The organism is Variovorax sp. KBS0712 (genome assembly GCF_006323185.2).
Taxonomy (GTDB): domain Bacteria; phylum Pseudomonadota; class Gammaproteobacteria; order Burkholderiales; family Burkholderiaceae_C; genus Variovorax; species Variovorax boronicumulans.
The window spans coordinates 396,798-421,967 of sequence record NZ_VCCD02000001.1; the positions used below are offsets into that span (position 1 = coordinate 396,798).

Consider the following 25,170-nt stretch of genomic DNA (forward strand, 5'->3'; position numbering starts at 1 on the left):
GAAACATATGGGGTGTTTCAGAGACAAATCAACGCTTGTCAGCAACGTCCTGGACGAGCCGTTGCGTGAACGATTCGAGGGACATTGCACCGAGGTCTTGATTGCCCCGGGCGCGCACTGCGACGGCACCTGCTTCCTTTTCCTTGTCACCCACGACGAGGATGTAAGGGAGCTTTTGCAACGAATGCTTCCGTATTTTATACGTAATCTTTTCGTTGTGCAGATCCAGCTGAACTCTAAGCCCTTGATTTTGCAGCGTTTTCGCAACTTGCGCAGCGTAGTCGGCCTGTCCTTCGCTGATATTGAGCACCGCCACCTGCACCGGAGCGAGCCACGCGGGCATGGCGCCGGAGTGGTGTTCGATGAGCATGCCGATGAAGCGCTCGAGGCTGCCGACGATGGCGCGGTGCAGCATCACCGGATGGGCGCGACCGCTCGATTCCGTGACGTACTCGCCGCCCAGGCGCTCGGCCGTGTTGAAGTCGACCTGCATCGTGCCGCACTGCCAGTGACGGCCGATGGCGTCGCGCAGCGTGTACTCGATCTTCGGGCCGTAGAAGGCGCCGTCGCCGGGCGAGATGACGAAGTCCACGCCCGAACGGCGCAGCGATTCCATCACCGCGTGCTCGGCCTTGTCCCACAGTTCGTCGGAGCCGACGCGGTTCTCGGGCCGCGTCGCGACCTTGTAGAGGATGTCCGTGAAGCCGAAATCGGCATAGACCTTCTGCAGCTGCGCCGTGTAGGCGATGCATTCGTCGAGGATCTGGTCTTCCGTGCAGAAGATGTGGCCGTCGTCCTGCGTGAAGCCGCGCACGCGCATGATCCCATGCAGCGCGCCGCTGGGTTCGTTGCGGTGGCACTGGCCGAACTCGCCGTAGCGCAGCGGCAGGTCGCGGTAGCTGCGCAGGTCGCTCTTGAAGATCAGCACGTGGCCCGGGCAGTTCATCGGCTTGAGCGCGTACTCGCGCTTCTCCGACTCCGTCGTGAACATGTTGTCGCGGTAGTTCTGCCAGTGACCCGTCTTCTCCCACAGGCTCTTATCCAGGATCTGCGGACCCTTCACTTCCCAGTAGCCCGTGTCGCGGTAGATGCCGCGCATGTACTGCTCGACCTGCTGCCAGACCGCCCAACCCTTGGGGTGCCAGAACACCACGCCCGGCGCCACTTCGTCGATGTGGAACAGGTCGAGTTCCTTGCCCAGCTTGCGGTGGTCGCGCTTCTCGGCTTCCTCGATGCGCTGGATGTACTGGTCGAGCTGCTTCTTGTCAGCCCAGGCCGTACCGTAGATGCGCTGCAGCTGCTCGTTCTTGGCGTCGCCGCGCCAGTAGGCGCCGGCCAGCTTCGTGAGCTTGAACACCTTCAGGAAGCGCGTGTTCGGCACGTGCGGGCCGCGGCACATGTCGACGTATTCCTGGTGGTAGTACAGGCCCATGGCCTGCTCGTCGGGCATGTCTTCGACGAGGCGCAGCTTGTAGTCCTCGCCACGCGACTTGAAGACCTCGATGACTTCCGCACGCGGCGTCATCTTCTTGATCACATCGTAGTCCTGCGCGATCAGCTCGCGCATGCGCGCCTCGATGGCGGCCATGTCTTCGGGCGTGAACGGGCGCTCGAACGAGATGTCGTAGTAGAAGCCTTCGTCGATCACGGGCCCGATCACCATCTTGGCCGTCGGGTACAGCTGCTTCACCGCGTGGCCGACCAGGTGGGCCGTCGAGTGGCGGATGATCTCCAGGCCCTCGTCGTCCTTGGGCGTGATGATCTGCAGCCTGGCATCGCGGTCGATGATGTCGCTGGCATCGACGAGCTTGCCGTCGATCTTGCCGGCCACCGTCATCTTGGCGAGGCCAGGGCCGATGGACTGGGCCACTTCGGCCACCGAAACCGGGCCGGGGAACTCGCGGCGCGAGTTGTCGGGGAGCGTGATCTGGATCATGTGAAAACCTCGGGGAGAAAAACAAAAAAGCGCGGTGGATGCCGCGCTTTGCTTGGTTGGTGCGCTGGAAAAACCAGCGAGCGCGGGGCTACCGGCCCTTTCCTTCGAAGAAGAAAAAGCCGCTGAATCCTTGCGGGGTAGTTCGCGGTGTCATAACCAAGGTGCCTTTCTCGCTCTTGTTGAGTGCAGAGTGGGCGATTCTAGCCGCTGCCCGTTTCAGCCGCGCGCCTCGAACAGGAGGCTGGAAACGCACTGCCCGACCGGCCCGTCGCGGTCGTGCAGCTGCCCGACGGCATAGCCCGTGCCCATCGGCCCCGCAAGCGTGAGGGCGTCCACCAGCACCCAGTCGCCGCGCGGCGCCCGCCGCAGGTTGATCGTCAGGTCGGCATTGACGAAGCCCAGCCGCGCCGGATGCGCCCACTGCGAGATGCCCGCCACGAGATCGGCCGCCGAGGCCACCTGGGCCAGCGGCGATGCGGCCTCGGCGTCGACCAGCGGCCGGCCCAGGCGCAGCCATGCGGCGGCCGGACCGGGCTCGAGGATCTGTCCGCGCGCCATGCGCACGTCCACGCCGGCAAAGAATGGGCTCATGCGGGACGCTGCCGCGGGAATGGGCGCGCCCTCTTCCGGCGGTGCGAATGTCGCGGCGGCGAAGGCGTCGGCGGCCGGCAGCGCGGGCGTCTGCCCGCTGCGCAACAGCAAGGCGGTGCAACGCAGCACGGACTTGCCGTCCTGGACCATGTCGAACGTCACCGTGCGCGCCTTGGTGCCGTCGCGCAGCAGGGTGAACTCGAGCGTGATTGGCGCCCGGCTCGCAGGGCGCCAGAAATCGAAGCTCAACCGCGCCACCTCGCGACCGCAGCTCGCCTCATGCGCCTGGAGCGCGCGCACGAGCAAGGCGGCGGTCGCGCTGCCCTGCAGCGCATCGGCGGACCACGGGCCGATGGCCGCCTCGGTGGGCCCGAAGCGTTCACCGTCGCTGACGAACACCGGGTCGCCGACGGGCGTCGTCATGGGCTGCGCCTGCACGCTCACGACGCCGCGACCGCCACGTTCTTGAGGCCCAGCACTTCGATCGGCTCGATCGAGGGCGGCCCGGCGAACAGCTCGGGCGCCTGCGCCATCAGGGCCTGGGCGATCGGGCCGCTCAGGTGCGCCTGGCGACCGGCCTCGTCCTCGAACGCATCGAACACGCCGAAGGTGCTGGGCGACAGCCGCAGCGCAAACCAGATCGGCGTGGTCTTTTCCTCGCGCGCCATGGCCAGGCCGGCCTCGAGGAATTGCTGGACGGCGGCTTCCTTGCCGGGCTTGGCTTCAAGGCGGGCAAACAGTGCGAACTTGATCATGGGACATCTCCTGGGTGGACAACAACGGCGCACGGGATTGCGCGGCGCTGGCATGGACTCTAGGCAAGCCCCGCCCTCTGGACCATTGGCTTTTTTGACATCTTTGGTATCGTTATTGCCATGAAACTCGATGTCCTCGCCCTCGACGGCGTGTTCGACTCCGGCCTGGCCACGGTGCTCGACGTCTTCACCACCGCGAACGAACTCGCCGCCATGCTGCAGCTCGACGTGGCGCCTTTCGACGTCACCATCGTGGGCACCCGCAAGCGCGTGCGCACCGCCCAGGGTTTCACCGTGCCGGTGACGCACACGCTGGCCGACACCGGCGCCGCCACCGACTGGCTCGTCGTCCCAGCGCTCGGCTGCAAGATGCCCGAGACGCTGGAGCCCGCCCTGCAACGCGCCGACGTCCGCGATGCCTGCGCGGCACTGTGCGCGCGCGCCGAAGGCGGCGGCTGCATCGCCGCGGCGTGCATCGGCACCTTCGTGCTGGCGGAAGCCGGCGTGCTCGCGGGCCACAAGGCGACCACCACCTGGTGGCTGGCCACCCTCTTCCGGCAGCGCTACCCGGCGGTGCTGCTCGACGATTCGCGCATGCTGGTCAGCTCGGGGGCGCTCGTCACGGCGGGCGCGGCGCTGAGCCACGTCGACATGGCGCTGTGGCTGGTGCGCCAGGCCAGCCCCGAACTCGCGGCGCTGGTCGCGCGCTATCTCATCGTGGACTCGCGCCCCTCGCAGTCGGCCTACGTGATCTCCGACCACCTCTCGCACGCCGACCCGCTGGTGGAGCGCTTCGAGCGCTGGGCGCGCGGGCGGCTGGCCGAGGGTTTCTCGCTCGACGAAGCGGCGCAGGCCGCGGGCACCAGCAAGCGCACGCTGGCGCGGCGCATGCAGCAGGTGCTGGGCAAGAGCCCGCTGTCGTACGTGCAGGACCTGCGCGTCGAACGCGCCGTGCACCTGCTCAAGACCAGCAACAAGAGCCTCGAGCAGATCGCGGGCATGGTCGGCTACGCAGACGGCGTCACCTTGCGCACGCTGCTGCGCCAGCGGCTGGGGCGCGGCGTGCGCCAGGTGCGGCTCGAAGCCTGAGCCTCGCCCATCGGGCGCCCACGAAAAAGCCCGGCATGGGCCGGGCTTTGGGGGCGACAGCGCAACGCGCCGTCACTCAACGATCAACGAAGGCAGCTCAGTGGAACTGTTCTTCTTCGGTCGAACCGGTCAGCGCCTTCACGCTGGACGAGCCGCCCTGGATCACGGTGGTCACGTCGTCGAAGTAGCCGGCGCCGACTTCCTGCTGGTGCGACACGAAGGTGTAGCCCTTATCGCGTGCGGCGAACTCGGGTTCCTGCACCATGTTCACGTAGTGCTTCATGCCTTCGCCGTTGGCATACGCGTGGGCGAACTGGAAGGTGTTGAACCAGTTGATGTGGATGCCGGCCAGCGTGATGAACTGGTACTTGTAGCCCAGCGCCGACAGGTCTTCCTGGAACGAGGCGATCTGCTTGTCGTCCAGGTTCTTCTTCCAGTTGAACGACGGCGAGCAGTTGTACGACAGCAGCTTGCCGGGGCAGGCGGCGTGCACGGCTTGCGCGAACTCACGGGCAAAGCCGATGTCCGGCACGCCGGTTTCGCACCACACCAGGTCGGCATACGGTGCGTAGGCGACGCCGCGGCTGATGGCTTGCTCCAGGCCGTTCTTGACGCGGTAGAAGCCTTCTTGCGTGCGCTCGCCGGTCAGGAAAGGCTTGTCGTTGGCGTCGTGGTCCGACGTGATCAGGTTCGCGGCTTCTGCATCGGTGCGGGCCAGGACGATGGTCGACACGCCCATGACGTCGGCGGCGAAACGCGCCGAGATCAGCTTCTCGCAGGCTTCCTGCGTCGGCACGAGCACCTTGCCACCCATGTGGCCGCACTTCTTGACGGCGGCCAACTGGTCTTCGAAGTGCACACCGGCAGCGCCCGACGCGATCATGTTCTTCATCAGTTCGAAGGCGTTCAGCACGCCGCCGAAGCCGGCTTCCGCGTCCGCGACGATCGGCAGGAAGTAGTCGATGAATTCCTTGTCGCCCGGGTTGATGCCACGGCCCCACTGGATTTCGTCGGCGCGCTTGAAGGTGTTGTTGATGCGACGGACCATCGTCGGCACCGAGTCGTAGGCGTACAGCGACTGGTCGGGGTACATCGTTTCGGACGTGTTGCCGTCGGCGGCGACTTGCCAGCCCGACAGGTACACGGCTTCGAGGCCGGCCTTGGCTTGCTGCATGGCCTGGCCAGCAGAGATCGCGCCGAAGGCGTTCACGTAGCCCTTCTTGGCACCGCCGTTGATCTTGGCCCAGAGCTTTTCAGCGCCGCGCTTGGCCAGCGTGTGCTCGATGGGGAGCGAACCGCGCAGGCGAACCACGTCGGCCGCGCTGTAGCCGCGCTTCACGCCCTTCCAGCGCGGGTTGGTGGCCCAGTCCTTTTCGAGGGCGGCAATTTGCTGTTCGCGGCTCAGTTGTTCGTTCAGGGTCTGGGGCATGGTCACTCCGTGAGGTTGATTGAAGGTTGGCGTTGCGGCCGTGGGGTTACTGTAATCCGATTGAGGACTCTTATGTCTTATAGAAGACATATTTTTGAACCAACAAAATCAACAACTTACGGATATATTTCTCAATGAGAAATTATTTTTCTCATATCGAGAAAAAATATTGCGGCGCAGCAGTTCGGATTTTCGCGATGCGGAATCACTCTTTCGGTTGTGAAAACCACGCCTATCCCGCAGCGCCCGCCGCATGCGCGATCCAGTCGCCGCTGTCGATCACATGGCGGCCCGCGATGCGCGTCGGATGGATCTCATAGACCAGGCAGTCGATCGATTGCGCGCCCACCACCACGCGCACGCGGCGCCGGATGTACTCGCCCGAATCGTCGTCGGCCACTTCCTCGAGCCGGTCGAGTTCGCGCTCGACCTTCGGTGCGACGCGATAGACCTCGCCCTTCACTCGCCCTTCTCCGCCGAGCACCACACCCGGGTACGCGCCCAGGTCGTACAGCGTGCCCGCGATGACGGCCTCGCCGACGAACACCGGCGCCGGCCGGTAGCGCGCGATGTCGTTGCGCCCGCCGCGCCGCAGCGTGCCGTAGACAAGAACGTGGGGCATCATCGAATCCATCCGATCAACAACCAGCGCCCAGTCTATTGAACCCCGCCGCTTCCACTTCCGGCCGCCTCGTGGCCTACGGCTGCCTGGCCTTGAGCATGTCGCTCGTCGGCATCTACGTCGCCCTCTCCAAGCCGCTGGTGGCAGCCTTCCCGGTGCTGCTGCTGGCTTGGCTGCGTTTCGGCATCGCGGCGCTCGCCATGCCGCATTGGCTCCAACCCACGCCCGACGAGCCGCCCATGAGCGCACGCACGCGCGGGCTCGTGTTCCTCGAGTCCTTCCTCGGCAACTTCCTGTTCTCGATCTGCATGCTGTTCGGCGTGAGCCTCACGAGCGCGGTGTCGGCGGGCGTGATCATGGCGTCGATCCCCGCCGTGGTCGCGGTGGCGAGCTGGCTCTTCCTGCGCGAGCGCATCACGGTGCGCATCGGCCTGGCCATTGCCTGCGCCGCGCTCGGCATCGGCCTGCTCGCATTCACGCCGACGCATGCACCGGCCGCCACCGGCAGTACGGTCGGCGCACCGTCGATGCCCTGGCTGGGCAACCTGCTCGTGTTCTGCGCGGTGCTCTGCGAGGCCGCCTATGCGGTGATCGGCAAGTCGCTCACCGGCAAGCTGGGGCCCAAGCGCATCGCCTCGCTCATCAACCTGTGGGGCTTCGTGCTGTCGATGCCCTTCGGCATCTGGTTCGCGCTGCAGTTCGACTTCACCGCCGTGCGCTTCGGCACCTGGGCGCTGCTCGTGGCCTACGCGCTGGCCGCCAGCATCTGGACCGTGTGGCTGTGGATGACCGGACTTCGCCACGTACCAGCGGCACAAGCGGGTGTCTTCACTGTCTTGCTGCCCGTCAGCGCGGCGCTCGTGGGCGTGCTCGTGCTCGGGGAAAACCTCACTTCGCCGCAGCTGCTTGCGTTCGCGATCGCCCTCGTGGGCGTGGTGCTGGCGACGTGGCCGGGGCGACGAACGTGAACAACGTCCCTTCTCCCCTCTGAAAAAACAACAGCTCCCAATGAAAAAAGCGCTTTTTCCCTTGGAAACGCGTTTTTTCTCATTTAGCATCCGCATTGCCACTGGAGACGCAAGTTTTTCATTGGTGAACGTTCAACCAAAAAAGGAAATCAACCATGGCAACTGCAAAGAAGGCTCCGGCCAAGAAAGCTCCGGCAAAGAAGGCCGCTCCCGCAAAGAAGGCTGCGGCTCCTGCAAAGAAGGCCGCACCGGCCAAGAAGGCAGCGGCGCCCGCCAAGAAGGCTGCTCCTGCAAAGAAGGCTGCACCGGCGAAGAAGGCTGCTCCTGCAAAGAAGGCTGCTCCCGCCAAGAAGCGCACTCCCAACGCTGCGTTCATGAAGGCCCTGACCCCCAGCCCGGCTCTGGCCGCTGTGGTCGGTTCGACGCCTCTGCCGCGCACCGCTGTGGTGAGCAAGCTGTGGGACTACATCAAGAAGAACAACCTGCAAGACAAGGCCAACAAGCGCAACATCAACGCCGACGCCAAGCTGAAGGAAATCTTCGGCAAGGCCCAGGTTTCGATGTTCGAACTGGCTGCGCTGATTGGCAAGCACGTCAAGTAAGCGTTCGGGGGCCTCGTGCTCCTGAGTCAAAAAGCCCGCGTCATGCGGGCTTTTTTTTCGCCTGCAGCAAGCCCTCGCCCGCCTCGAAGAAGCGCGCGGGCGTGCAGCCGAAGTGCTTGCGGAAGGCCTCGATGAAGGCGCTCACCGAGCTGTAGCCCACCGTCAGCGCCACCGCCGTCACCGGCTCGCGCAGGCTCAGCAACTCCACGGCCTTCAGCAAACGCGCCTGCTGGCGCCATTGCGTGAAGCTCAGCCCGGTCTCCGCGGCGAAGCGGCGCGTGAGCGTGCGACGGGCCATGCCGATGCGATCGGCCCAGTCGTCGATGCCGTCGGCCAGTGCCGGATCGTCTGCCAGCGCACGCGCCATCGCCACCAGCCGCGGGTCCTGCGGCATGGGCAGGTGCAGCGACTCGCGCCCACTGGCCGCCAGTTCGTCGACCAGCACACCCACCAGTCGCGCGCGGCGGGGCTCCAGCAGTGCGTCGGATGGCGCCATCGACATCAGCCGCGCCACCAGCTCCCGCACCAACGGCGTGGCGGCAAAGACATGCGGCCCGTCCGGCAGCACCGCCGCAGCCGACGCATCGATGTGCAGGTGCCACCCCGACGTGGCACCGAAGCTCTGCGCGGCATGCGCGCAGCGCGGCGCGATCCAGCCGATCCATCCTGGCGGCTGCACCCAGCGCCCCGCAGGCGTCTCGATGACCTGCAGGCCTTCGCGCAGCGCGAACAGCTGGCCGGTCTCGTGCGCGTGATAGCCCGTGACGCGCGGTGCTTCGTGCGCGTAGCGCCAGAGCGTCGCGGGCGACTCAACCGCCATGGCTGGCCCGCGGGCGGTATCGATTGGCCCCGCGCCGCAAGCCGGGGACGGCCCCGCTGCCTAGCATCGAAGGCATCTCCACCAAGGAATCCCCATGAAAGCGCAAGACATCATTCCCGACGGCCAAGACTTCACCGTCATCGACGGCCACACCGTGCGCAAGGGCTCGGTCGGCGCCTTCCTCGCGAATGCGCGCGTGCTCGAAGACGCCAACGCCACGGCCGACGAGCGCCGCGTCGCCCGCGACGACCTCGCGGCGCTGATTCCCACGCTCGACGCGCTCGGCCTGTTCGACGTCTTCGAACTGCGCTCGCCCGCGCTGCGCGACGAGGTGGCCCGCCATCGCGTGACGCTCAGCCCTGCGCCTGCTGCTTCGCCGCGCGCGTGATCGACGCCAGCGTGCCGCGCGTGGTGATCACTTCGGGGTCGAGCGGGATCTCGATCAGCGTGCCCGTGTCGGCCGCCAGCGCGCGCAGCAGCGCCGCCTCGAACTGCGCCGTCTCGGTGACGCGCTCGGCCGCGTAGCCATAGGCGCGCGCCAGCCCGCAGAAGTCGGGGTTGCGCAGCGCGGTGCCGCTGGTGCGCTCGGGGTACTCGCGCTCCTGGTGCATGCGGATCGTGCCGAACATGCCGTTGTTGAGCAGCACGACGATGCTCTTGCCGCCGTGCTGCGAGGCCGTTGCCAGCTCCTGCCCGTTCATCAGGAAGTCGCCGTCGCCCGCGATGGTGAAGGCCACGCGCCCGGTGGCGATGCTCGCGGCAATGCCCGCCGGCACGCCATAGCCCATCGCGCCGCTGGTGGGTGCCAGCTGCGTCTTGGCGCCCTTGGCGAGCCCGTGGTAGCGGAAGTAGCGGTGCACCCAGCTCGCGAAGTTGCCGGCGCCGTTGGTGATGGCCGCATCCGCCGGCAGGTGCTTCTGCAGCAGCGCCACCACGGCGGCCATGTCGACCGCCCCGCGCGGCGTCTCTGCCGGCATGCCGGCGAGCGCCTGCGGCTGCAGCCAGGCTTCGTAGTCGGCGTGCAGCTGCTGCGTCCAGGCTTCCCATGGCAGCGAGGGCGGCGCGCTCAGCACCTCGAGGCTGCGCGCCGCGGCGCTCATGCCGGCGTTGATCGCCAGGTCGGCCTGGTAGACGCGGTTCAACTCCTCGGCGCTCGCATGGATGTGCACCAGCGTCTGCTTCGCCTTCGGCGCCTCGAGCAGCGTGTAGCCACCGGTCGTCATCTCGCCCAGGCGCGGACCGATGGCCAGGACCAGGTCGGCGTCCTTCACGTGCTGCGCGAGCTTCGGGTTGATGGCGATGCCCACGTCGCCCGCGTACTGCGGGTGGTGGTTGTCGAAGGTGTCCTGGAAGCGGAAGGCGTTCGTCACCGGCAGACGCCAGTTCTCGGCGAAGCGCTGCAGCGCCTGCGCGGCCTGCGGCGTCCAGCCGCCGCCGCCGGCGATCAGCAGCGGGCGTTGCGACTTCAGCAGCAGCTCGCGCAGCGTGCGCAGCGCGCCCGGGTCGCTCCACGGCTGGACCGCCTCCACGCGCGCCAGCGGCCGTGCCGCCGTCTCGGTGCGCAGCATGTCCTCGGGCAGCACCAGCACGACCGGGCCCTGCCGGCCGTTCATCGCGGTGGCGAAGGCGCGCGCGATGTACTCGGGAATGCGGTCGGCGTCATCGATGCGCTCCACGCGCTTGGCGAAACCCTTGGTGCTCGGCCCGAAGAAACTGGCGTAGTCCACCTCCTGGAAGGCCTCGCGGTCGCGGAAGTCGCTGCCGACGTCGCCCACGAACAGCACCATCGGCGTCGAATCCTGGAAGGCGTTGTGCACGCCGATCGAGGCATTGGTCGCGCCCGGCCCGCGCGTCACGAAGCACACGCCCGGGCGCCCCGTGAGCTTGCCGTGGGCCTCGGCCATGAAGGCCGCGCCGCCCTCCTGCCGGTTCACCACGAAGCGTGCGCGGTCGCGGTACGCATGGAAGCCGTCGAGCACCGCCAGGAAGCTCTCGCCCGGCACGCCGAAGGCGAGTTGCATGCCTTGTTCGACCAGGCACTCGACGATCAGGTGGCCCGCGGGTTGTGATGTACTCATGGAAAGTTCGAACCTCAGTTGCAAATGTCTCCGGCGATTATGTGTGCCTGCCTTCCACGCCTTGTCTTAATTCCCCAATTGGTTAAATTCGCGTCATGAAGGCCCCCAAGGACTCTTTGCCCGAAACGCTCGAGCCGCGCTCGCGCGACGCCGACCGCTCGCAGCTGGCCATCCTCGCGTCGGCGCGCGACGAGTTCGCCGCACGCGGCCTGGCCGGTGCGCGCATGGACAGCATTGCCGAGCGCGCGGGCCTGAACAAGCGCCTCATCTACTACTACTTCGGCAGCAAGGACGACCTGTTCCTGGCCGTGCTGGAGCGCGTGTACGCCGACATCCGCGCCGCCGAGCAGCGCCTGCACCTGGACGAGATCGAGCCCGTCGAGGCGATCCGCCAGCTGGTGTCGTTCACCTGGCACTACTACCTGGAGCATCCCGAGTTCATCACGCTGCTCAACAGCGAGAACCTGCACGGCGCGGCGCACCTGAAGCGCTCCGAGCGCATCCAGGAGATGAACTCGCCGCTGGTGCAGCTGCTCGACACCGTGCTGGAGCGTGGCAAGAAGGACAACCTCTTTCGCGCCGGCGTCGACCCGGTGCAGCTGTACATCTCGATCGCCTCGCTGTGCTATTTCTACCTCTCGAACAACCACACGCTGTCGGCCATCTTCGGGCGTGACCTGCGTGCGCCCAAGGCGATGGCGCAACGCCTCTCGCACATGACCGACCTCGTGCTGGGCTACGTCCTGCACTGAGCCTTCGGGCGCTGCAGGCGCCCTTTTCCACGCCTCCGGGTTTTCACCAAGCAGCGTCGGTTGACGCTGCGGCGCAGCCGTTCCTACAATTCACTAATTCACTCAATGGTGAATTAATGACTCAAGAACTGCGGCCCGACCGCGCGGAGACAACCTTGAAGCAACTTGCACGCACCACCCTCCTGGCCTCGCTGACCTGCCTGGCCGCCCTGCTGCCGGGCCTGGCGGCCGCGCAGAACGGCTACCCCACCAAGCCGATCCGCGTGATCGTTCCCTTCGCCGCCGGCAGCACGACGGACATCATTGCCCGCGCCATCGCCGACAAGATGGGCACCAGCATGGGCCAAGCGCTGATCATCGAGAACCGCGGCGGCGCCAGCGGCACCATCGGCCAGCAGGCCGTGGCCACGGCCGCGCCCGACGGCTACACGGTGATGATCCATTCGTCGTCGCACACGGTCAGCCCGTCGACCTTCGCCAAGCTGCCCTTCGACACGGTGCACGACTTCGCAGGCGTCACGCCGATCTCGTCGCTGCCCAACGCGCTGGTCATCTCGCCCAGCAAGAACATCAAGACCCTGCCGCAGCTGCTGGCCGCCGCGCGCGCGAAGCCCGGCAGCATGAACTTCGCCTCGGCCGGCCAGGGCAGCGCCACGCACCTGAACGCCGAGAAGTTCAAGATGGCCGCGAAGATCGACGCCACCAACATTCCCTTCAAGGGATCGGGCGAGGCCGTCACCGAAGTGCTGTCGGGTCGTGTCGACTACTACTTCTCGCCCATCGCGCCCGTCATCGGCCAGATCAAGGAAGGCCAGCTGCTCGCACTGGCCGTGGGCTCGCCCAAGCGCGCCGCCGCCCTGCCCGACGTGCCCACCACCACCGAGGCCGGTGTGCCCGGCTCCGAGTTCAACTTCTGGATCGGGATGATGGCGCCCGCCAAGACGCCGCGCGACGTCGTCAACCGCCTGCACGACGAAGTGGTCAAGGCCCTGGCCACGCCCGAGGTGAAGGAGCGTTTCCTCAAGCTGGGCGCCGATGCCTGGACGCTCAAGCCCGAGCAGTTCGACGCCTACATCAAGGACGAGATCACCAGCAACGCGCAGCTCGTGAAGGCCGCGGGCCTCGCGGTCCAGCAGTAACAGCAGACACGCCGAGGTTTCGCGCCGCGTCGTGCACGCGGGGCAGCCCGGCCTGCCCCGGCGTTGCCACGCGCCACGCCGATCGAAGCCCCTTTCTCTTTTCCCCTGCATCTCCCCAAGGAACCCACGATGGCCATCCAACGTCTCGGAATCATCATGCACGGCGTCACCGGACGCATGGGCATGAACCAGCACCTGATCCGCTCCATCTGCGCCATCCGCGCCCAGGGCGGCGTGACGCTGTCGAACGGCGACAAGGTCATGCCCGACCCGATCCTCATCGGCCGCAACGCCGAGAAGATGGAAGCACTCGCCAAGGCCCACAACATCCCGCGCTGGGGCACCGACCTCGACCAAGCGCTGGCGAACAAGGACGACACCGTCTTCTTCGACGCCGGCACCACGCAGATGCGCCCCACGCTGCTGGCCAAGGCCATCCGCGCCGGCAAGCACGTGTACTGCGAGAAGCCGATCGCCACCAACCTCAATGAAGCCGTCGAGATCGCCCGTCTGGCCGACGAAGCCGGCAAGGCCACGGGCCTGAAGCACGGCGCGGTGCAGGACAAGCTCTTCCTGCCCGGCCTGCGCAAGCTCGACATGCTGCGCCGCGCGGGCTTCTTCGGGCGCATGCTCAGCGTGCGCCTGGAGTTCGGCTACTGGGTGTTCGAGGGCGACCTGCAGCCCATCCAGCGCCCGAGCTGGAACTACCGCAAGGAAGACGGCGGCGGCATGATCCTGGACATGATGTGCCACTGGCGCTACGTGCTGGACAACCTGTTCGGCGAGGTGAAGTCGGTGTCGTGCATCGGCGCCACGCACATCCCCACGCGCTGGGACGAAGCCGGCAAGCCCTACGAGGCCACCGCCGACGACGCGGCCTACGCCACCTGCGAACTCACGGGCCACAACGGCGAGCCGGTGATCGCGCAGCTCAACATGAGCTGGGCCACGCGCGTGCGCCGCGACGACCTCGTGACCTTCCACGTCGACGGCACCGATGGCTCGGCCGTGGCGGGCCTGTCGAGCTGCCGCGCCCAGTCGCGCGTGGCCACGCCGCGCCCGGTGTGGAACCCCGACGAGAAGCAGACGATGAACTTTTTCGACCAGTGGCAGGAGATTCCGGACTCGCAGGTCTACGACAACGGCTTCAAGATCCAGTGGGAACACTTCATCCGCCACGTGGTGGAAGGCGCGCCCTACAAGTGGACGCTGCCCGAAGGCGCCAAGGGCGTGCAGCTGGTCGAGGCCGCGCTCGCCTCGTGGCAGGAGCGCCGCTGGATCGACGTGCCCACGCTGAAGGTCTGAAGAAAAAAAGCCATGGCACTGTCGCTGACCCTCCCCACCGCGAGCGGCGCACTCGCGCCCTACGCCCTGCGCGGCACCGCGCCGGTGAAGCCCGAAGCGGGCGTCAAGTTCAACCGCATCGCCTACTCGGCCGCGCACGTCGTGGCCGACCCGCTCGCCGCCGTCGACCCGTGGCTGCAATGCGCGGTCGACTGGGACACCACCATCGCCTACCGCCGCCACCTGTTCTCGCTGGGCCTGGGCGTGGCCGAGGCGATGGACACCGCGCAGCGCGGCATGGGCCTCGACTGGCCCACGTCGCTCGAACTGATCCGCCGCTCGCTCGATGCAGCGAAGGACGTGCCCGGCGCGCTCGTCGCCTCGGGCTGTGGCACCGACCACCTGAACATCGACGACGTGAAGAGCGTCGACGACGTGATCCGCGGCTACGAAGAACAGATGGCCGCCATCGAAGCGCTCGGCGGCAAGCTGATCGTGATGGCGAGCCGTGCGTTGGCCCGCGTGGCAAAAAGCCCCGCAGACTACGAGCGCGTGTACGACCGCATCCTGCGCCAGGCGAAGCAACCCGTGGTGCTGCATTGGCTGGGCGACATGTTCGACCCGGCGCTCGCGGGCTACTGGGGCACGAAGAATGTCGATGCGGCCATGGACACGGCGCTGAGCATCATCGCGGCGCACCCGGACAAGGTCGACGGCATCAAGATCTCGCTGCTCGACAAGGACAAGGAGATCGCCATGCGCCGCCGCCTGCCGAAGGGCGTGCGCATGTACACGGGCGACGACTTCAACTACGCCGAGCTGATCGCCGGCGACGGCTTCGGCAGCGAGCCGACGCACGGCAAGAGCGATGCGCTGCTGGGCATCTTCGACGCCATCGCGCCCGCCGCGAGTGCTGCGCTCGGTGCACTGGCACAAGGCAACAGCGAGAAGTTCCACGCGATCCTCGGCCCGACGGTGCCGCTGTCGCGCCACATCTTTGCGGCGCCCACGCGCTTCTACAAGACGGGCGTGGTGTTCATGGCCTGGCTCAACGGCCACCAGAAGCACTTCACGATGGTGGGCGGGCAGCAGAGCACGCGCTCGCTGCAGCACTTCGCTGAACTCTTCCGTCTCGCGGATGCAGCCAACCTGCTGGAGCAGCCGGAACTCGCGGTGCGGCGCATGAAGACGCTGCTGGCGCTGCACGGCGTGGAAGGCTGATGGCGACCATGCGCGACTTTTCGCAGAACCACGACTGGCTGTCGATCAACACGGCGACCATCCGCAAGCAGTCGGGCGCCGAGGTGCCGCTGGACCGCCTCATCGACCAGTGCGCCGAACGCGGCATCCGCGCCATCAGCCCGTGGCGCGACCAGGTCGCGGCCGTCGGGCTCGACAAGGTGGCGAAGCAATTGAAGGCGCACGGCATCGGCCTCTCGGGCTACTGCCGCGGCGGCTTCTTTCCGGCGCCCGATGCGGCCGGCCTGAAGGCCGCGCTCGACGACAACCGCCGCGCCATCGATGAGGCGAAGACGCTCGACGCGCCCTGCCTCGTGCTGGTCGTCGGCGCCCTGCCCGGCGCGCTCGACGGCAAGGCGGCGTACAAGGACATCGCCCGCGCGCGCAACGAGGTGCGCGACGGCATTGCCGCCTCACTCGAATACGCGCGCGAGATCGGCATGCCGCTGGCCATCGAGCCCCTGCATCCGATGCAAGCGGCCGACCGCGCGTGCATCAACACGCTCGAACACGCGCTCGACCTGTGCGACGAACTCGATGCGGGCAAGACCGGCATGCTCGGCGTGGCGCTCGACATCTACCACGTGTGGTGGGACCCGAAGCTGCAGCAGCAGATCGCCCGCGCCGGCCGTGAGCGGCTGCTGGCGTACCACGTCTGCGACTGGCTCACGCCGACGCGCGACCTGCTCTCCGATCGCGGGATGATGGGTGATGGCGTGGTCGAGCTGAAGAAGATCCGCGGCTGGGTCGAGGACGCGGGGTTTGCGGGGTTCAGCGAGGTCGAGATTTTTTCGAATCTGGACTGGTGGCAACGGACTGGGGCGGAGACGCTCGACGTTTGCATCGAGCGGCACAAGACTGCCGTCTGAGCGCTGCTGTTCAGGGCGCGCGCCCAGGCCACCGGGTACTTCCCTCCGCGAATGTCCCCCGGGGCTTCGCCCCTCCTCCTTGATTTCGCTGCGGGAAGCACCCAGTGTCCTGAGCACGGTGGGCGCGGTCGTTGTGCGGCCCGATCAACACGCACGCTGAACCCGCTCACGTCGATGAGGTGCCTTGCGCAGCGAAATCAAGGAGGAGGCCGCAGGCCGGGGGACATTCGCGGAGCAAGGTGCCTCGTCGGCGGGAGCGACGCCCTGAACAGCAACTCGCCACGAAGCGAAAAGCGGCGACCTGTGCTGCAATCCGCAGCATGGCTGACCCGACCCTCGACGACCTGCGCCGCTACGCCGTCGCGCGCACCCTCTTCACGCCGACGACGCTGCCCGCCGCCATCCGCAAGCTCGGCTTCGTGCAGGCCGACCCGATCCGTGCGCCGGCGCGTGCGCAAGACCTCACGCTGCGCCACCGCGTGAAGGACTACCGCGCGGGCGATCTCGAAAGCCGCTACGCGCGGCTCGCGATCGAGGAAGACTGCCTCGTCAACTACGGCTTCCTGCCGCGCGAGCACCTGGCACTGATGCATCCGCGCGAGGCCAAGAAAACCTGGGACGCCGACACGCGCCGCAAGGCCGCCGACGTGTTGGCCTATGTGCGCGAGCACGGCCCGGTGCATCCGCGCCAGGTCGAGCAGCACTTCGCGCACGGCCGCATCCAGAACTACTGGGGCGGCTCCAGCAACGCCACCACGCACCTGCTCGACGGCATGCACTACCGGGGCCTGCTGCGCGTGGTGCGGCGCGACAGCGGCACGCGGGTCTATGAAGCGGTGAGCCATCCGCCCGCCGACGACAGCCCCGCCGGGCGCGCGCAGCGTGCGGCGGCGCTCATCGAACTGGTGGTGCGCAAGTACGCGCCGCTGCCGGCCACGAGCCTGACCTACCTCGTGCGTCTGCTCGGCTACGGCGCGCCGCACCTGGCCGCGCAGACGCAGGCGGCGCTGCGGCTGGCGCGCGAGGAACTGGCCAGTTGCCGCATCGACGGCACGACGTGGTACTGGCCCGCCGACGAGAACCCCGTCTCGCGCCGCCATGCGCCCGACGACGCGGTGCGGCTGCTCGCGCCCTTCGACCCGGTGGTGTGGGACCGCCGCCGCTTCGAGCTGCTGTGGGGCTGGACGTACAAGTTCGAGGCCTACACGCCCGCGCCGAAACGGCAGTTCGGCTACTACGCGCTGCCGATGCTGTGGCACGACCGCGTGATCGGGTGGGCCAATGTGAGTGCGCCTGAAGGTCGGTTGCAGCCCGCCTTCGGTTATGCCAATGCGAAGAAGCCGCACGGCGCGGCCTTCCGCACGGGCCTCGACGAGGAACTGCACCGCATGACGCAGTTCCTCGCAGGCCGCTGACGCGGCCTTTTATAATCGCCCGCCTCAGCCAGCCGCCCGCGCCCGCCGCGAGCCCGCCAGCCGTCTTCGAAGGAACGAAGACGCAGCAGCCCGAGCGACGACACATCCCGTCGTCGCCCCCGGCCACTGCCCCCACGACGCCGTAGACACACAACACAAGCCGGATGCGCTTTCCTTTCGGAATGCGCCACGGCACGCGCTCGTTCGTTTCCGTTTTTTTCGATCGCACCCGAGAAGCCATGGCGCGCCTGACCGCGCCGCAGCCACTCCCCCGCCCTAGACACGTCCGAAGCAGGACACAGGAGAAGCTGCACATGACACTCAAGAATCGCCGCCCCGGAACGCCGCGCACGCGGCGGGGCTATGCCTCGCTCGCGGTCACCGCCGTGGCGCTTGCCGCCAGCGCACATGCCCACGCGCAAGAAGCCGCTGCTGCCGAAACGCGGCAGGCGCTGCCCACCGTCACCGTCTCGGGCGATGCCGGCGAGACCGCCACCGGCCCCGTGACGGGCTTCGTCGCCAGGCGCGGCAGCACGGCCACCAAGACCGACACGCCGCTGATCGAGACGCCGCAGGCCATCTCGGTCGTCACGCGCGACCAGATCGAAGCCCAGGGCGCACTCACCCTGCGCGAGACCACCAACTACACGGCCGGCGTGGTGTCGAGCTACTTCGACAGCCGCGTGGATTCGTTCAAGGCCCGCGGCGGCGACGCCGTGCAGTACCTCGACGGCCTGCAACGCACCTACGGCACCTACAACGCCAGCAGGCCCGACCCGTACATGCTGGAGCGCGTGGAGCTGCTGCGCGGCCCGTCGTCGGTGCTCTACGGCCAGGGCGGCATCGGTGGCGTGCTCAACCTCGTGTCGAAGCGCCCGCAGGCCGAGACCCAGCGAGAGGTGCAGCTGCAGCTGGGCAACAACGCGCGCAAGCAGATCGCCGCCGATTTCACCGGCTCGCTCGATCCCGAGAGCAAGTGGATGTACCGCCTCGTGGCCGTAAACCGCGACAGCGGCACGCAGGTCGACCATGTGTCGGACGACCGCATCGCGATCGCCCCCTCGCTCACCTGGCGCCCGAACGCCGACACCTCGCTCACGCTGCAGGCGTCCTACCAGAAGGACAAGAGCGGCTCGCTGATCGGCTTCTTCCCGTGGCAGGGCACGCTGCTGCCTTCGCTGTACGGCCGCATCCCGACCTCGACCTTCACCGGCGAGCCGGGCTTCGACCGCTTCGACACGCGCAGCACCTCGCTGGGCTACCTGTTCAGCCACCGCATCAACGACACCTGGACGGTGCGCCAGAACCTGCGCTCGACCGAGAGCAAGGTCTGGTACAACACCTCGTACACCAGCTTCACGGCCAACCGCCTCACGGGCCGTCCGGCGCGCCCGGTGTTCAACGCCGACCAGCGCACCATCGAGCGCGACCTGAGCAGCGACATCAACGGCGGCAAGATGCTGCTGCTCGACAACCAGGCCGAGGCGCACTTCAGGACCGGCGAGGTCGAGCACACGCTGCTGCTGGGCGCCGACTTCCAGCGCAACACCACCTCCAAGCTCTCGGGCCGCGGCCGTGCGGGCGCGCTCGACGTGTACGCGCCGGTGTACGGCAACTACACGGCCCCCACCAGCTACACGCGCGCACCCGAGGTGGTGCAGAAGCAGGCGGGCCTGTACGTGCAGGACCAGGTCAAGTACGGCCGCTGGATCGGCCTGCTGGGCCTGCGCCACGACAAGGCCACCACCGACACCGAAGGCCGCCCCGCCGCGGCGGCCGACGACAAGGCCACCACCAAGCGCGCCGGCCTGGTCTACCTGGCCGACGGCGGCTGGGCACCGTACCTGAGCTATGCCGAATCGTTCCTGCCGCTGGGCGGCGTCGACACGTCGAACAACCCCTTCAAGCCGCAGCGCGGCAAGCAGTGGGAAGCCGGCGTGAAGTGGGAACCCGCGGGCCAACGCACCTCGTTCATGGCGGCCGTGTACGACCTGCGCGACACCAACCGCAAGACCACCGACCCGACCAACCCGCTCAACAGCGTGCAGCTCGGCGAAGTGCACGTGAAGGGCCTGGAGCTCGAGTACAAGGGCAGCATCGCGCGCGACTGGGACTGGATCGCCTCGTACGCCTACACCGACGCACGCGTGTCAAAGAGCAACGGCTCCGACCTGGGCAAGCGCATCTCGGGCGTGCCCAAGCACACGGCCTCGGCCTGGGTGACGAAGCGCTTCTCGATCGGCGGCCTGCACGGCTTCTCGGCCGGCGGCGGCGTGCGCTACCTGGGCAAGTCGTACGACGGCATGGACAGCAACCCCGCGCCCGCGGTCACGCTGTTCGACGCGATGTTCGCATGGGACAACGGCCCGCTGCGCCTGGCGCTCAACGTAGCCAACCTGACCGACAAGGTGCAGATCACCACCTGCTTGGCGCGCGGCGACTGCTTCTACGGCCAGCGCCGTACCCTGACCGCGAGCGCGACGTACCGCTTCTGAAGCAAATCCCCGCGCGCTCGAAGGTCTGGCGCGCGGGCGACAACCGGCCCGGCGGCGTGCTTCTAGAATCGCGCCGTCGTCCGGTTTGCCGGACGGCAAGCGTTCTCAGGGCGGGGTGCAATTCCCCACCGGCGGTGATGGCAACGAAAGTTGCACAAGCCCGCGAGCGCCTTAGGCCTGCCACAGGTCCGAGGGTCAGCAGATTTCGGTGCGATTCCGAAGCCGACGGTCACAGTCCGGATGAAAGAGAGCGCGAAATGCGGGCATGCCCGCGCGCCTTGCTTTGCTCTTTTTGGGCAAACCGGCGCGCGAGCGGGCCTGTGGTTTCGTGCGCCCTGATTCAGGAAACCTGCTTTCAAGAGGCACACCATGAGTCAGATCAACGACCTTCCCCTTTCTGCCGTCACCGCATCGGGTTCGCCGCGCGGCCAGCGCATCGCATTCGTCGAGGCGCAATGGCATTCCGACATCGTCCACCAGGCACGCGACGCCTTTCTCGAAGAGATGGCGCGGCTCGGCGTGGCACGCGAGCTCATCGACATCTTCGATGTGCCCGGCGCCTTCGAGATTCCGCTGCACGCCAAGCGCCTGGCCAACTCGGGCAAGTACGCGGCCATCATCGGCTGCGCGCTGGTGGTGGACGGCGGCATCTACCGCCACGAGTTCGTCGCCAACACCGTCGTCAGCACGCTGATGTCGCTGCAGCTGGAGACCGACGTGCCGATCTTCTCGGCCGTGCTCACGCCGCACCACTTCCACGAGCACGTGGAGCACCGCAAGTACTTCCATCGCCACTTCGCGGTCAAGGGCACGGAAGTGGCCGAGGCCTGCTTCAAGACGCTCGAGGCGCTGGACAAGGTCGACGCGCTGCTGGCCGCCTGAGCGGGTTGGCAAGAGGCGCACGCCTGCAGTAACCTGCGCGGATGGCCTCTCCATCCGCCCCGGCGGTCGCAGCAGCAGCCGCCGACCGCTACACCCTCTATGGGGCGCCCGGCTCGGGCGCCACGCCCATCCACGCCGCGCTGACGCTGATCGGCGCGCAGGTCGACACGGTCGACATCGCCCCCTGGGAGGGCGAATCCGAGCGCGAGCGACTGACCGGCGTCAACCCGATGCAGCAGGTGCCCGCGCTCGTGCTGCCTTCGGGCGAAGTCATGACCGAGAGCGCGGCCATCCTCATCTGGCTGGGCGACCGCTATCCCGAGGCCGGGCTCTGCCCCGCGCCCGGCGACCCGCGCCGCGCGCAGTACCTGCGCTGGATGGTCTACCTGCCGGCCTCGATCTATTCGATGTTCTGGGTGCGCGACGAGCCGTCGCGCCTCGCGGCCGATGCCGCCGCGCAGGCCGTGGTGCTCGAGCGCACGGCCGCGCGCATCGCGCACTGCTGGCACCTCATGGACACGCAGATCGACGAACCTTCGCCCTACCTGCTCGGCGACAAGCTCAGCATGCTCGACCTGTACGTGACCGTGGTGTCGCGCTGGACGCCGACCCGCCGGCGCTTCTACCGCGTGGCGCCGCGCATGGCGCGCGTGGTGCGGCGCGTGGACGCCGACCCGCGGCTGGCGGCGTTCTGGGCGGCGCGCTTTCCGTTCTCGATGGATGCGGACGAAGAGACAAGCTGAGGCCCGTTCGTCTCTTCTCATAATCGACGCCATGACCGCACGCACACCGACCACCGCCTACCCGATGACGATCTACCACAAGCCCAACTGCAGCACGTCGCGCAACGTGCTGGGCTTGATCCGCGAAAGCGGCGTGGAGCCCGAGATCGTCCTGTACCTGGAAACGCCGCCCTCGAAGAAGAAGCTGCGCGAGCTGGCGAAGGCCATGGGCCTGACGGCGCGCGACCTGCTGCGCACGAAGGAGGCGCCTTACGAAGAACTGAAGCTGGCGGACGAGAAACTGACGGACGACCAGCTGTTCGACGCGATCGTGGAACACCCGATCCTGCTGCAGCGCCCGATCGTGGTGTCGCCGCGCGGCACGCTCATGTGCCGGCCGTGGGAACGCGTGCGCGAGATTCTTCCCGCTTAAATCGGTTGATCTTCGGGCTGCTGCGCCAGCCCCCACGCGACATGCTCGCGCACCAGTTCGCTCGGATGTTCGGCGCGCGTGGCCAGCGCTTCCTTCGCGCCGCCCTCGCCTGAGCGCACCGCATTGCCCAGCGCCACCGCGATGTTGCGCAGCCAGCGCTCGTGGCCGATGCGGCGGATCGGGCTGCCTTCGGTGCGGCGCAGGAAGTCTTCCTCGCTCCACGCGAACAGCTCGGCCAGCGTGCGGCCCGTGAGCCCCTCGCGCGCGTCGAAGTCGGGCAGCGTGCTCTTCTTCGCGAACTTGTTCCAGGGGCAGATCAGCTGGCAATCGTCGCAGCCGTAGATGCGGTTGGCCATGAGCGGGCGCAGTTCCACCGGAATGGCGCCGGCGTGCTCGATCGTCAAGTACGAGATGCAGCGGCGCGCATCGAGCCGCTGCGGCGCGACGATGGCGCGCGTCGGGCACACGTCGATGCAGGCGCTGCAGCTGCCGCAGTGCGCGCTGACGGGCTCGCTCGGCGGCAGCGCCATGTCGACGTAGATTTCGCCCAGGAAGAACATCGAGCCCGCGTCGCGGTCGAGCACCAGCGTGTGCTTGCCGCGCCAGCCCTGGCCGCTGCGCGAGGCCAGCTCGGCCTCGAGCACCGGCGCCGAATCGGTGAAGGCGCGGTGGCCGAAGGGGCCGACCTCTTCGGCGATCTTCTCGGCCAGTTTGGCCAGGCGGTTGCGCAGCACCTTGTGATAGTCGCGGCCCCGCGCGTACAGCGACACGATGGCCTCGCCGGGCCGGCGCAGCCGGTCGAACTCGATGGCCTGCCACTCGGCGTCGGTGTCGCGCGGCAGGTAGTCCATGCGCGCGGTGATCACGCTCACCGTGCCCGGCACCAGCTCCGCCGGCCGCGCGCGGCGCGTGCCGTGCGTTGCCATGTATTGCATTTCTCCATGGAACCCATGGGCCAGCCATTGCATCAGACCGTCTTCGGCGCTCGACAGATCGACGCCCGCGATTCCGATTTGGGAGAATCCGAGTTCCCGGGCCAAGGCCTGAATACGAGCAACGAGTGGATGGCTGACGATCACTTGCCGATTGTAGAAACGCGCACCCTGCGCTGGCAGGGCGAAGACGACACCGACGCGCTGGCGCGCGCGCTCGCCGCATCGCCCGCGTTGCGCGACGCATTCATCGCGCTGCAGGGCGACCTGGGCGCCGGCAAGACCACCTTCGTGCGCCACCTGCTGCGCGCGCTGGGCATCACCGGGCGCATCAAGAGCCCCACCTACGCGGTGGTCGAACCGCACGAGGCGCCCGACGGGCTGGCCATCTACCACTTCGACTTCTACCGTTTCGCCGACCCGCGCGAATGGGACGACGCGGGCTTCCGCGACATCTTCGCGGGCCCCGGCCTCAAGCTGGCCGAGTGGCCGGAAAACGCCGCGGGGCGCACCCCACCTGCCGACCTAGCTATTAAAATAGAAGCAATGACCGACGACACCCGCAGCGTGACCCTCCTGGCGAACACCCCTCGCGGCAGCGATCTGCTGGCGTGCCTGGCCGCATGAAGGCGACCGGCCTGAAACGGCGCGTGCTGCTGCAAGGCGGCAGCATCGCGCTGATGCTGGGCGTGCACCAGATCGCGCGCGGCGCCAGCATCCTCGCCGTGCGCGTGTGGCCCGCCGCCGACTACACCCGCGTGACCATCGAGTCCGACGCCCGCCTCAACTCGCAGCAGCTCGTGGTCGGCAGCCCGCCCCGGCTGGCCGTGGACATCGAGGGCATCGACCTCAACACCGAGCTGCGCGACCTGGTCGGCAAGATCAAGCCCGGCGACCCGTACATCAACGGCCTGCGCATCGGGCAGAACGCACCGAAGGTGGTGCGCATCGTGTTCGACCTGAAGCAGACCGTGCGCCCGCAGGTGTTCTCGCTGGCGCCCGTGGCCGCTTACAAGCACCGGCTGGTGCTCGACCTGTACCCCGAGCAGGCCATCGACCCGATGGAAGCGCTGATCGCCGAGCGGCTGCGCGATGCGCCCAAGAACGGCAGCAGCACCACCGCCCCCAGCAACGGCCCGGTCGTCGCCACCGCCCCCGCCGCACCGTCGCCGGCCCCCGCGCCCGTGCGCCCCGCCATGCCACCCGGCGACCCGCTGGGCGACCTGATGGCGCAGCAGGCCGCGCGCCCCGCGCCCTCCGGCCCCGCACCGGCCCTGCCGCCTGGCGGCATGCCGCTGCCGCCGGCACCGCCGCCCGTCGTGGCCGCGGCGCCCCCGGCCCGGCCCGTGACGCCGCCCGGCCCGCCGCCGCGCGCCACGGCCAGCCGCACCGACCGCATCATCATCGTGGCGCTCGACCCCGGCCACGGCGGTGAAGACCCCGGCGCCATCGGCCCGAACGGCACGCGCGAGAAAGACATCGTGCTGCAGGTGGCGCACCGCCTGCGCGAGCGCATCAACGCGGCCAGCGTCAACGGCAGCCCGATGCGCGCCTTTCTCACGCGCGACGCCGACTTCTTCGTGCCGCTGGGCGTGCGCGTGCAGAAGGCGCGGCGCGTGCAGGCCGACCTGTTCGTGAGCATCCACGCCGACGCCTTCACCACGCCCGCCGCGCGCGGCGCCAGCGTGTTCGCGCTGAGCCAGAGCGGCGCCTCCAGCAGCGCCGCGCGCTGGCTGGCCAACAAGGAGAACGACGCCGACAAGGTCGGCGGCGTGAACGTGGGCAACCACGAGGCGCAGGTGCAGCGAGCGCTGCTCGACATGAGCACCACCGCGCAGATCAACGACAGCCTGAAGCTCGGCGGCGCGATGCTCGGCGAGATCAAGGGCATCGGCGCGCGGCTGCACAAGGCGCAGGTCGAGCAGGCCGGCTTCGCGGTGCTGAAGGCGCCCGACATCCCGAGCGTGCTGGTCGAAACGGCCTTCATCAGCAACCCCGAGGAAGAAGCCAACCTGCGCCGCGCCGACTACCAGGAGAACCTGGCCGACGCGCTGATGCGCGGCATCCAGCGCTACTTCGCGCAGAACCCGCCGCTCGCGCGCAGCCGGCAGCTCTAGG

The 25,170-nt window shown here is 67.9% G+C and carries 24 protein-coding genes and 1 riboswitch; of the genes, 16 read left to right on the plus strand and 8 right to left on the minus strand.

Features of this window, described 5'->3' with window-relative positions; genetic code table 11:
• Positions 1–28: 28 nt before the first annotated feature.
• From thrS to FFI97_RS01785, 3 genes are all read right to left on the minus strand, one after another.
• A complete protein-coding gene (gene thrS / locus FFI97_RS01775) occupies positions 29–1,936 on the minus strand; it encodes a threonine--tRNA ligase (protein ID WP_139702243.1) in 1,908 nt (635 codons plus the stop codon).
• Between the two features lie 216 nt (positions 1,937–2,152).
• Positions 2,153–2,950 (minus strand): thioesterase family protein, encoded by a 798-nt coding sequence (locus FFI97_RS01780; protein ID WP_139702242.1) that lies wholly within the window; start codon positions 2,948–2,950, stop codon positions 2,153–2,155.
• A 17-nt stretch (positions 2,951–2,967) separates the two neighbouring features.
• Positions 2,968–3,282 (minus strand): putative quinol monooxygenase, encoded by a 315-nt coding sequence (locus tag FFI97_RS01785; RefSeq protein WP_139702241.1) that lies wholly within the window; start codon positions 3,280–3,282, stop codon positions 2,968–2,970.
• 120 nt (positions 3,283–3,402) lie between these two features.
• Between FFI97_RS01785 and FFI97_RS01790 the strand changes: the two genes are divergently transcribed.
• On the plus strand, positions 3,403–4,371 hold the full coding sequence (locus FFI97_RS01790) for a GlxA family transcriptional regulator (RefSeq protein ID WP_139702240.1): 969 nt from the start codon (positions 3,403–3,405) through the stop codon (positions 4,369–4,371).
• A gap of 97 nt (positions 4,372–4,468) precedes the next feature.
• Here FFI97_RS01790 and aceA read toward each other — a convergent pair whose 3' ends face one another.
• Both aceA and FFI97_RS01800 read right to left on the minus strand, forming a co-directional pair.
• Positions 4,469–5,800: an isocitrate lyase gene (gene aceA, locus FFI97_RS01795; protein WP_056579731.1), complete on the minus strand. Its 1,332-nt coding sequence runs from the start codon at positions 5,798–5,800 to the stop codon at positions 4,469–4,471.
• Between the two features lie 232 nt (positions 5,801–6,032).
• Positions 6,033–6,425 carry a gamma-glutamylcyclotransferase gene (locus tag FFI97_RS01800; protein ID WP_139702239.1) on the minus strand — a complete coding sequence of 131 codons (393 nt, stop codon included), beginning with the start codon at positions 6,423–6,425 and terminating at the stop codon, positions 6,033–6,035.
• Positions 6,426–6,460: 35 nt separating this feature from the next.
• Here FFI97_RS01800 and FFI97_RS01805 point away from each other — a divergent pair, with 35 nt between their 5' ends.
• Positions 6,461–7,390 carry a DMT family transporter gene (locus FFI97_RS01805; RefSeq protein ID WP_095946950.1) on the plus strand — a complete coding sequence of 310 codons (930 nt, stop codon included), beginning with the start codon at positions 6,461–6,463 and terminating at the stop codon, positions 7,388–7,390.
• Positions 7,391–7,545: 155 nt separating this feature from the next.
• The gene (locus FFI97_RS01810) at positions 7,546–7,992 is read left to right on the plus strand and encodes an SWIB/MDM2 domain-containing protein (protein WP_056579726.1); all 447 of its coding nucleotides are present in this window, start codon (positions 7,546–7,548) and stop codon (positions 7,990–7,992) included.
• Between the two features lie 40 nt (positions 7,993–8,032).
• On the opposite strand, the gene FFI97_RS01815 is transcribed toward FFI97_RS01810, so the two are convergent.
• Complete coding sequence (locus tag FFI97_RS01815) at positions 8,033–8,812, minus strand: AraC family transcriptional regulator (protein WP_139702238.1); 780 nt, start codon at positions 8,810–8,812, stop codon at positions 8,033–8,035.
• A 94-nt stretch (positions 8,813–8,906) separates the two neighbouring features.
• Here FFI97_RS01815 and FFI97_RS01820 point away from each other — a divergent pair, with 94 nt between their 5' ends.
• Entirely contained in the window at positions 8,907–9,200 is a 294-nt protein-coding gene (locus FFI97_RS01820; RefSeq protein WP_095746007.1) for a hypothetical protein, read from the plus strand.
• Here FFI97_RS01820 and FFI97_RS01825 read toward each other — a convergent pair.
• Positions 9,166–10,890 carry a thiamine pyrophosphate-binding protein gene (locus FFI97_RS01825; RefSeq protein WP_144004345.1) on the minus strand — a complete coding sequence of 575 codons (1,725 nt, stop codon included), beginning with the start codon at positions 10,888–10,890 and terminating at the stop codon, positions 9,166–9,168. The two genes, FFI97_RS01820 and FFI97_RS01825, sit on opposite strands and share 35 nt — an antisense overlap.
• Positions 10,891–10,985: 95 nt before the next feature.
• On the opposite strand from FFI97_RS01825, the gene FFI97_RS01830 reads away from it, so the two are divergent.
• The 10 genes from FFI97_RS01830 to arsC all read left to right on the plus strand — a co-directional run bounded on the left by FFI97_RS01830 (position 10,986) and on the right by arsC (position 22,120).
• Positions 10,986–11,642, plus strand: a complete 657-nt coding sequence (locus tag FFI97_RS01830) for a TetR/AcrR family transcriptional regulator (protein ID WP_070061270.1) — start codon at positions 10,986–10,988, stop codon at positions 11,640–11,642.
• Positions 11,643–11,797: 155 nt separating this feature from the next.
• Positions 11,798–12,781, plus strand: coding sequence for a tripartite tricarboxylate transporter substrate binding protein (locus FFI97_RS01835; RefSeq protein ID WP_139706941.1), 984 nt, complete (start codon positions 11,798–11,800; stop codon positions 12,779–12,781).
• Positions 12,782–12,910: 129 nt separating this feature from the next.
• Entirely contained in the window at positions 12,911–14,086 is a 1,176-nt protein-coding gene (locus tag FFI97_RS01840) for a Gfo/Idh/MocA family protein (protein WP_139706938.1), read from the plus strand.
• Between the two features lie 12 nt (positions 14,087–14,098).
• Positions 14,099–15,286, plus strand: coding sequence for a dihydrodipicolinate synthase family protein (locus FFI97_RS01845; RefSeq protein WP_139706937.1), 1,188 nt, complete (start codon positions 14,099–14,101; stop codon positions 15,284–15,286).
• A gap of 8 nt (positions 15,287–15,294) precedes the next feature.
• Entirely contained in the window at positions 15,295–16,173 is an 879-nt protein-coding gene (locus FFI97_RS01850) for a sugar phosphate isomerase/epimerase family protein (RefSeq protein WP_139706943.1), read from the plus strand.
• 320 nt (positions 16,174–16,493) lie between these two features.
• A complete protein-coding gene (locus FFI97_RS01855) occupies positions 16,494–17,588 on the plus strand; it encodes a DNA glycosylase AlkZ-like family protein (RefSeq protein ID WP_139699899.1) in 1,095 nt (364 codons plus the stop codon).
• 314 nt (positions 17,589–17,902) lie between these two features.
• Complete coding sequence (locus tag FFI97_RS01860) at positions 17,903–20,083, plus strand: TonB-dependent siderophore receptor (protein ID WP_139699900.1); 2,181 nt, start codon at positions 17,903–17,905, stop codon at positions 20,081–20,083.
• Positions 20,084–20,180: 97 nt separating this feature from the next.
• A riboswitch (FMN riboswitch) is annotated at positions 20,181–20,339 on the plus strand.
• A 113-nt stretch (positions 20,340–20,452) separates the two neighbouring features.
• Complete coding sequence (locus FFI97_RS01865) at positions 20,453–20,965, plus strand: 6,7-dimethyl-8-ribityllumazine synthase (RefSeq protein WP_062473480.1); 513 nt, start codon at positions 20,453–20,455, stop codon at positions 20,963–20,965.
• A 41-nt stretch (positions 20,966–21,006) separates the two neighbouring features.
• The gene (locus tag FFI97_RS01870) at positions 21,007–21,708 is read left to right on the plus strand and encodes a glutathione S-transferase family protein (RefSeq protein ID WP_062473484.1); all 702 of its coding nucleotides are present in this window, start codon (positions 21,007–21,009) and stop codon (positions 21,706–21,708) included.
• A 31-nt stretch (positions 21,709–21,739) separates the two neighbouring features.
• Positions 21,740–22,120, plus strand: coding sequence for an arsenate reductase (glutaredoxin) (gene arsC / locus FFI97_RS01875; protein ID WP_062473487.1), 381 nt, complete (start codon positions 21,740–21,742; stop codon positions 22,118–22,120).
• On the opposite strand, the gene queG is transcribed toward arsC, so the two are convergent.
• Positions 22,117–23,199: a tRNA epoxyqueuosine(34) reductase QueG gene (queG, locus tag FFI97_RS01880; protein WP_185993542.1), complete on the minus strand. Its 1,083-nt coding sequence runs from the start codon at positions 23,197–23,199 to the stop codon at positions 22,117–22,119. The genes arsC and queG overlap by 4 nt on opposite strands.
• Between queG and tsaE the strand changes: the two genes are divergently transcribed.
• The gene (gene tsaE / locus FFI97_RS01885) at positions 23,185–23,679 is read left to right on the plus strand and encodes a tRNA (adenosine(37)-N6)-threonylcarbamoyltransferase complex ATPase subunit type 1 TsaE (protein ID WP_056579690.1); all 495 of its coding nucleotides are present in this window, start codon (positions 23,185–23,187) and stop codon (positions 23,677–23,679) included. The genes queG and tsaE overlap by 15 nt on opposite strands.
• Positions 23,676–25,169 carry an N-acetylmuramoyl-L-alanine amidase gene (locus tag FFI97_RS01890; RefSeq protein ID WP_144004346.1) on the plus strand — a complete coding sequence of 498 codons (1,494 nt, stop codon included), beginning with the start codon at positions 23,676–23,678 and terminating at the stop codon, positions 25,167–25,169. Before tsaE ends, FFI97_RS01890 begins: the two co-directional genes overlap by 4 nt.
• Position 25,170: the final 1 nt, after the last annotated feature.

Coding starts and splice junctions, on each gene's coding strand:
- thrS (WP_139702243.1), bottom strand. CDS start 1,936: ATGATCCAGATCACGCTCCCCGACAACTCGCGCCGCGAGTTCCCCGGC.
- FFI97_RS01780 (WP_139702242.1), bottom strand. CDS start 2,950: ATGACGACGCCCGTCGGCGACCCGGTGTTCGTCAGCGACGGTGAACGC.
- FFI97_RS01785 (WP_139702241.1), bottom strand. CDS start 3,282: ATGATCAAGTTCGCACTGTTTGCCCGCCTTGAAGCCAAGCCCGGCAAG.
- FFI97_RS01790 (WP_139702240.1), top strand. CDS start 3,403: ATGAAACTCGATGTCCTCGCCCTCGACGGCGTGTTCGACTCCGGCCTG.
- aceA (WP_056579731.1), bottom strand. CDS start 5,800: ATGCCCCAGACCCTGAACGAACAACTGAGCCGCGAACAGCAAATTGCC.
- FFI97_RS01800 (WP_139702239.1), bottom strand. CDS start 6,425: ATGATGCCCCACGTTCTTGTCTACGGCACGCTGCGGCGCGGCGGGCGC.
- FFI97_RS01810 (WP_056579726.1), top strand. CDS start 7,546: ATGGCAACTGCAAAGAAGGCTCCGGCCAAGAAAGCTCCGGCAAAGAAG.
- FFI97_RS01815 (WP_139702238.1), bottom strand. CDS start 8,812: ATGGCGGTTGAGTCGCCCGCGACGCTCTGGCGCTACGCGCACGAAGCA.
- FFI97_RS01820 (WP_095746007.1), top strand. CDS start 8,907: ATGAAAGCGCAAGACATCATTCCCGACGGCCAAGACTTCACCGTCATC.
- FFI97_RS01825 (WP_144004345.1), bottom strand. CDS start 10,890: ATGAGTACATCACAACCCGCGGGCCACCTGATCGTCGAGTGCCTGGTC.
- FFI97_RS01830 (WP_070061270.1), top strand. CDS start 10,986: ATGAAGGCCCCCAAGGACTCTTTGCCCGAAACGCTCGAGCCGCGCTCG.
- FFI97_RS01840 (WP_139706938.1), top strand. CDS start 12,911: ATGGCCATCCAACGTCTCGGAATCATCATGCACGGCGTCACCGGACGC.
- FFI97_RS01845 (WP_139706937.1), top strand. CDS start 14,099: ATGGCACTGTCGCTGACCCTCCCCACCGCGAGCGGCGCACTCGCGCCC.
- FFI97_RS01850 (WP_139706943.1), top strand. CDS start 15,295: ATGCGCGACTTTTCGCAGAACCACGACTGGCTGTCGATCAACACGGCG.
- FFI97_RS01855 (WP_139699899.1), top strand. CDS start 16,494: ATGGCTGACCCGACCCTCGACGACCTGCGCCGCTACGCCGTCGCGCGC.
- FFI97_RS01860 (WP_139699900.1), top strand. CDS start 17,903: ATGACACTCAAGAATCGCCGCCCCGGAACGCCGCGCACGCGGCGGGGC.
- FFI97_RS01865 (WP_062473480.1), top strand. CDS start 20,453: ATGAGTCAGATCAACGACCTTCCCCTTTCTGCCGTCACCGCATCGGGT.
- FFI97_RS01870 (WP_062473484.1), top strand. CDS start 21,007: ATGGCCTCTCCATCCGCCCCGGCGGTCGCAGCAGCAGCCGCCGACCGC.
- arsC (WP_062473487.1), top strand. CDS start 21,740: ATGACCGCACGCACACCGACCACCGCCTACCCGATGACGATCTACCAC.
- tsaE (WP_056579690.1), top strand. CDS start 23,185: ATGGCTGACGATCACTTGCCGATTGTAGAAACGCGCACCCTGCGCTGG.
- FFI97_RS01890 (WP_144004346.1), top strand. CDS start 23,676: ATGAAGGCGACCGGCCTGAAACGGCGCGTGCTGCTGCAAGGCGGCAGC.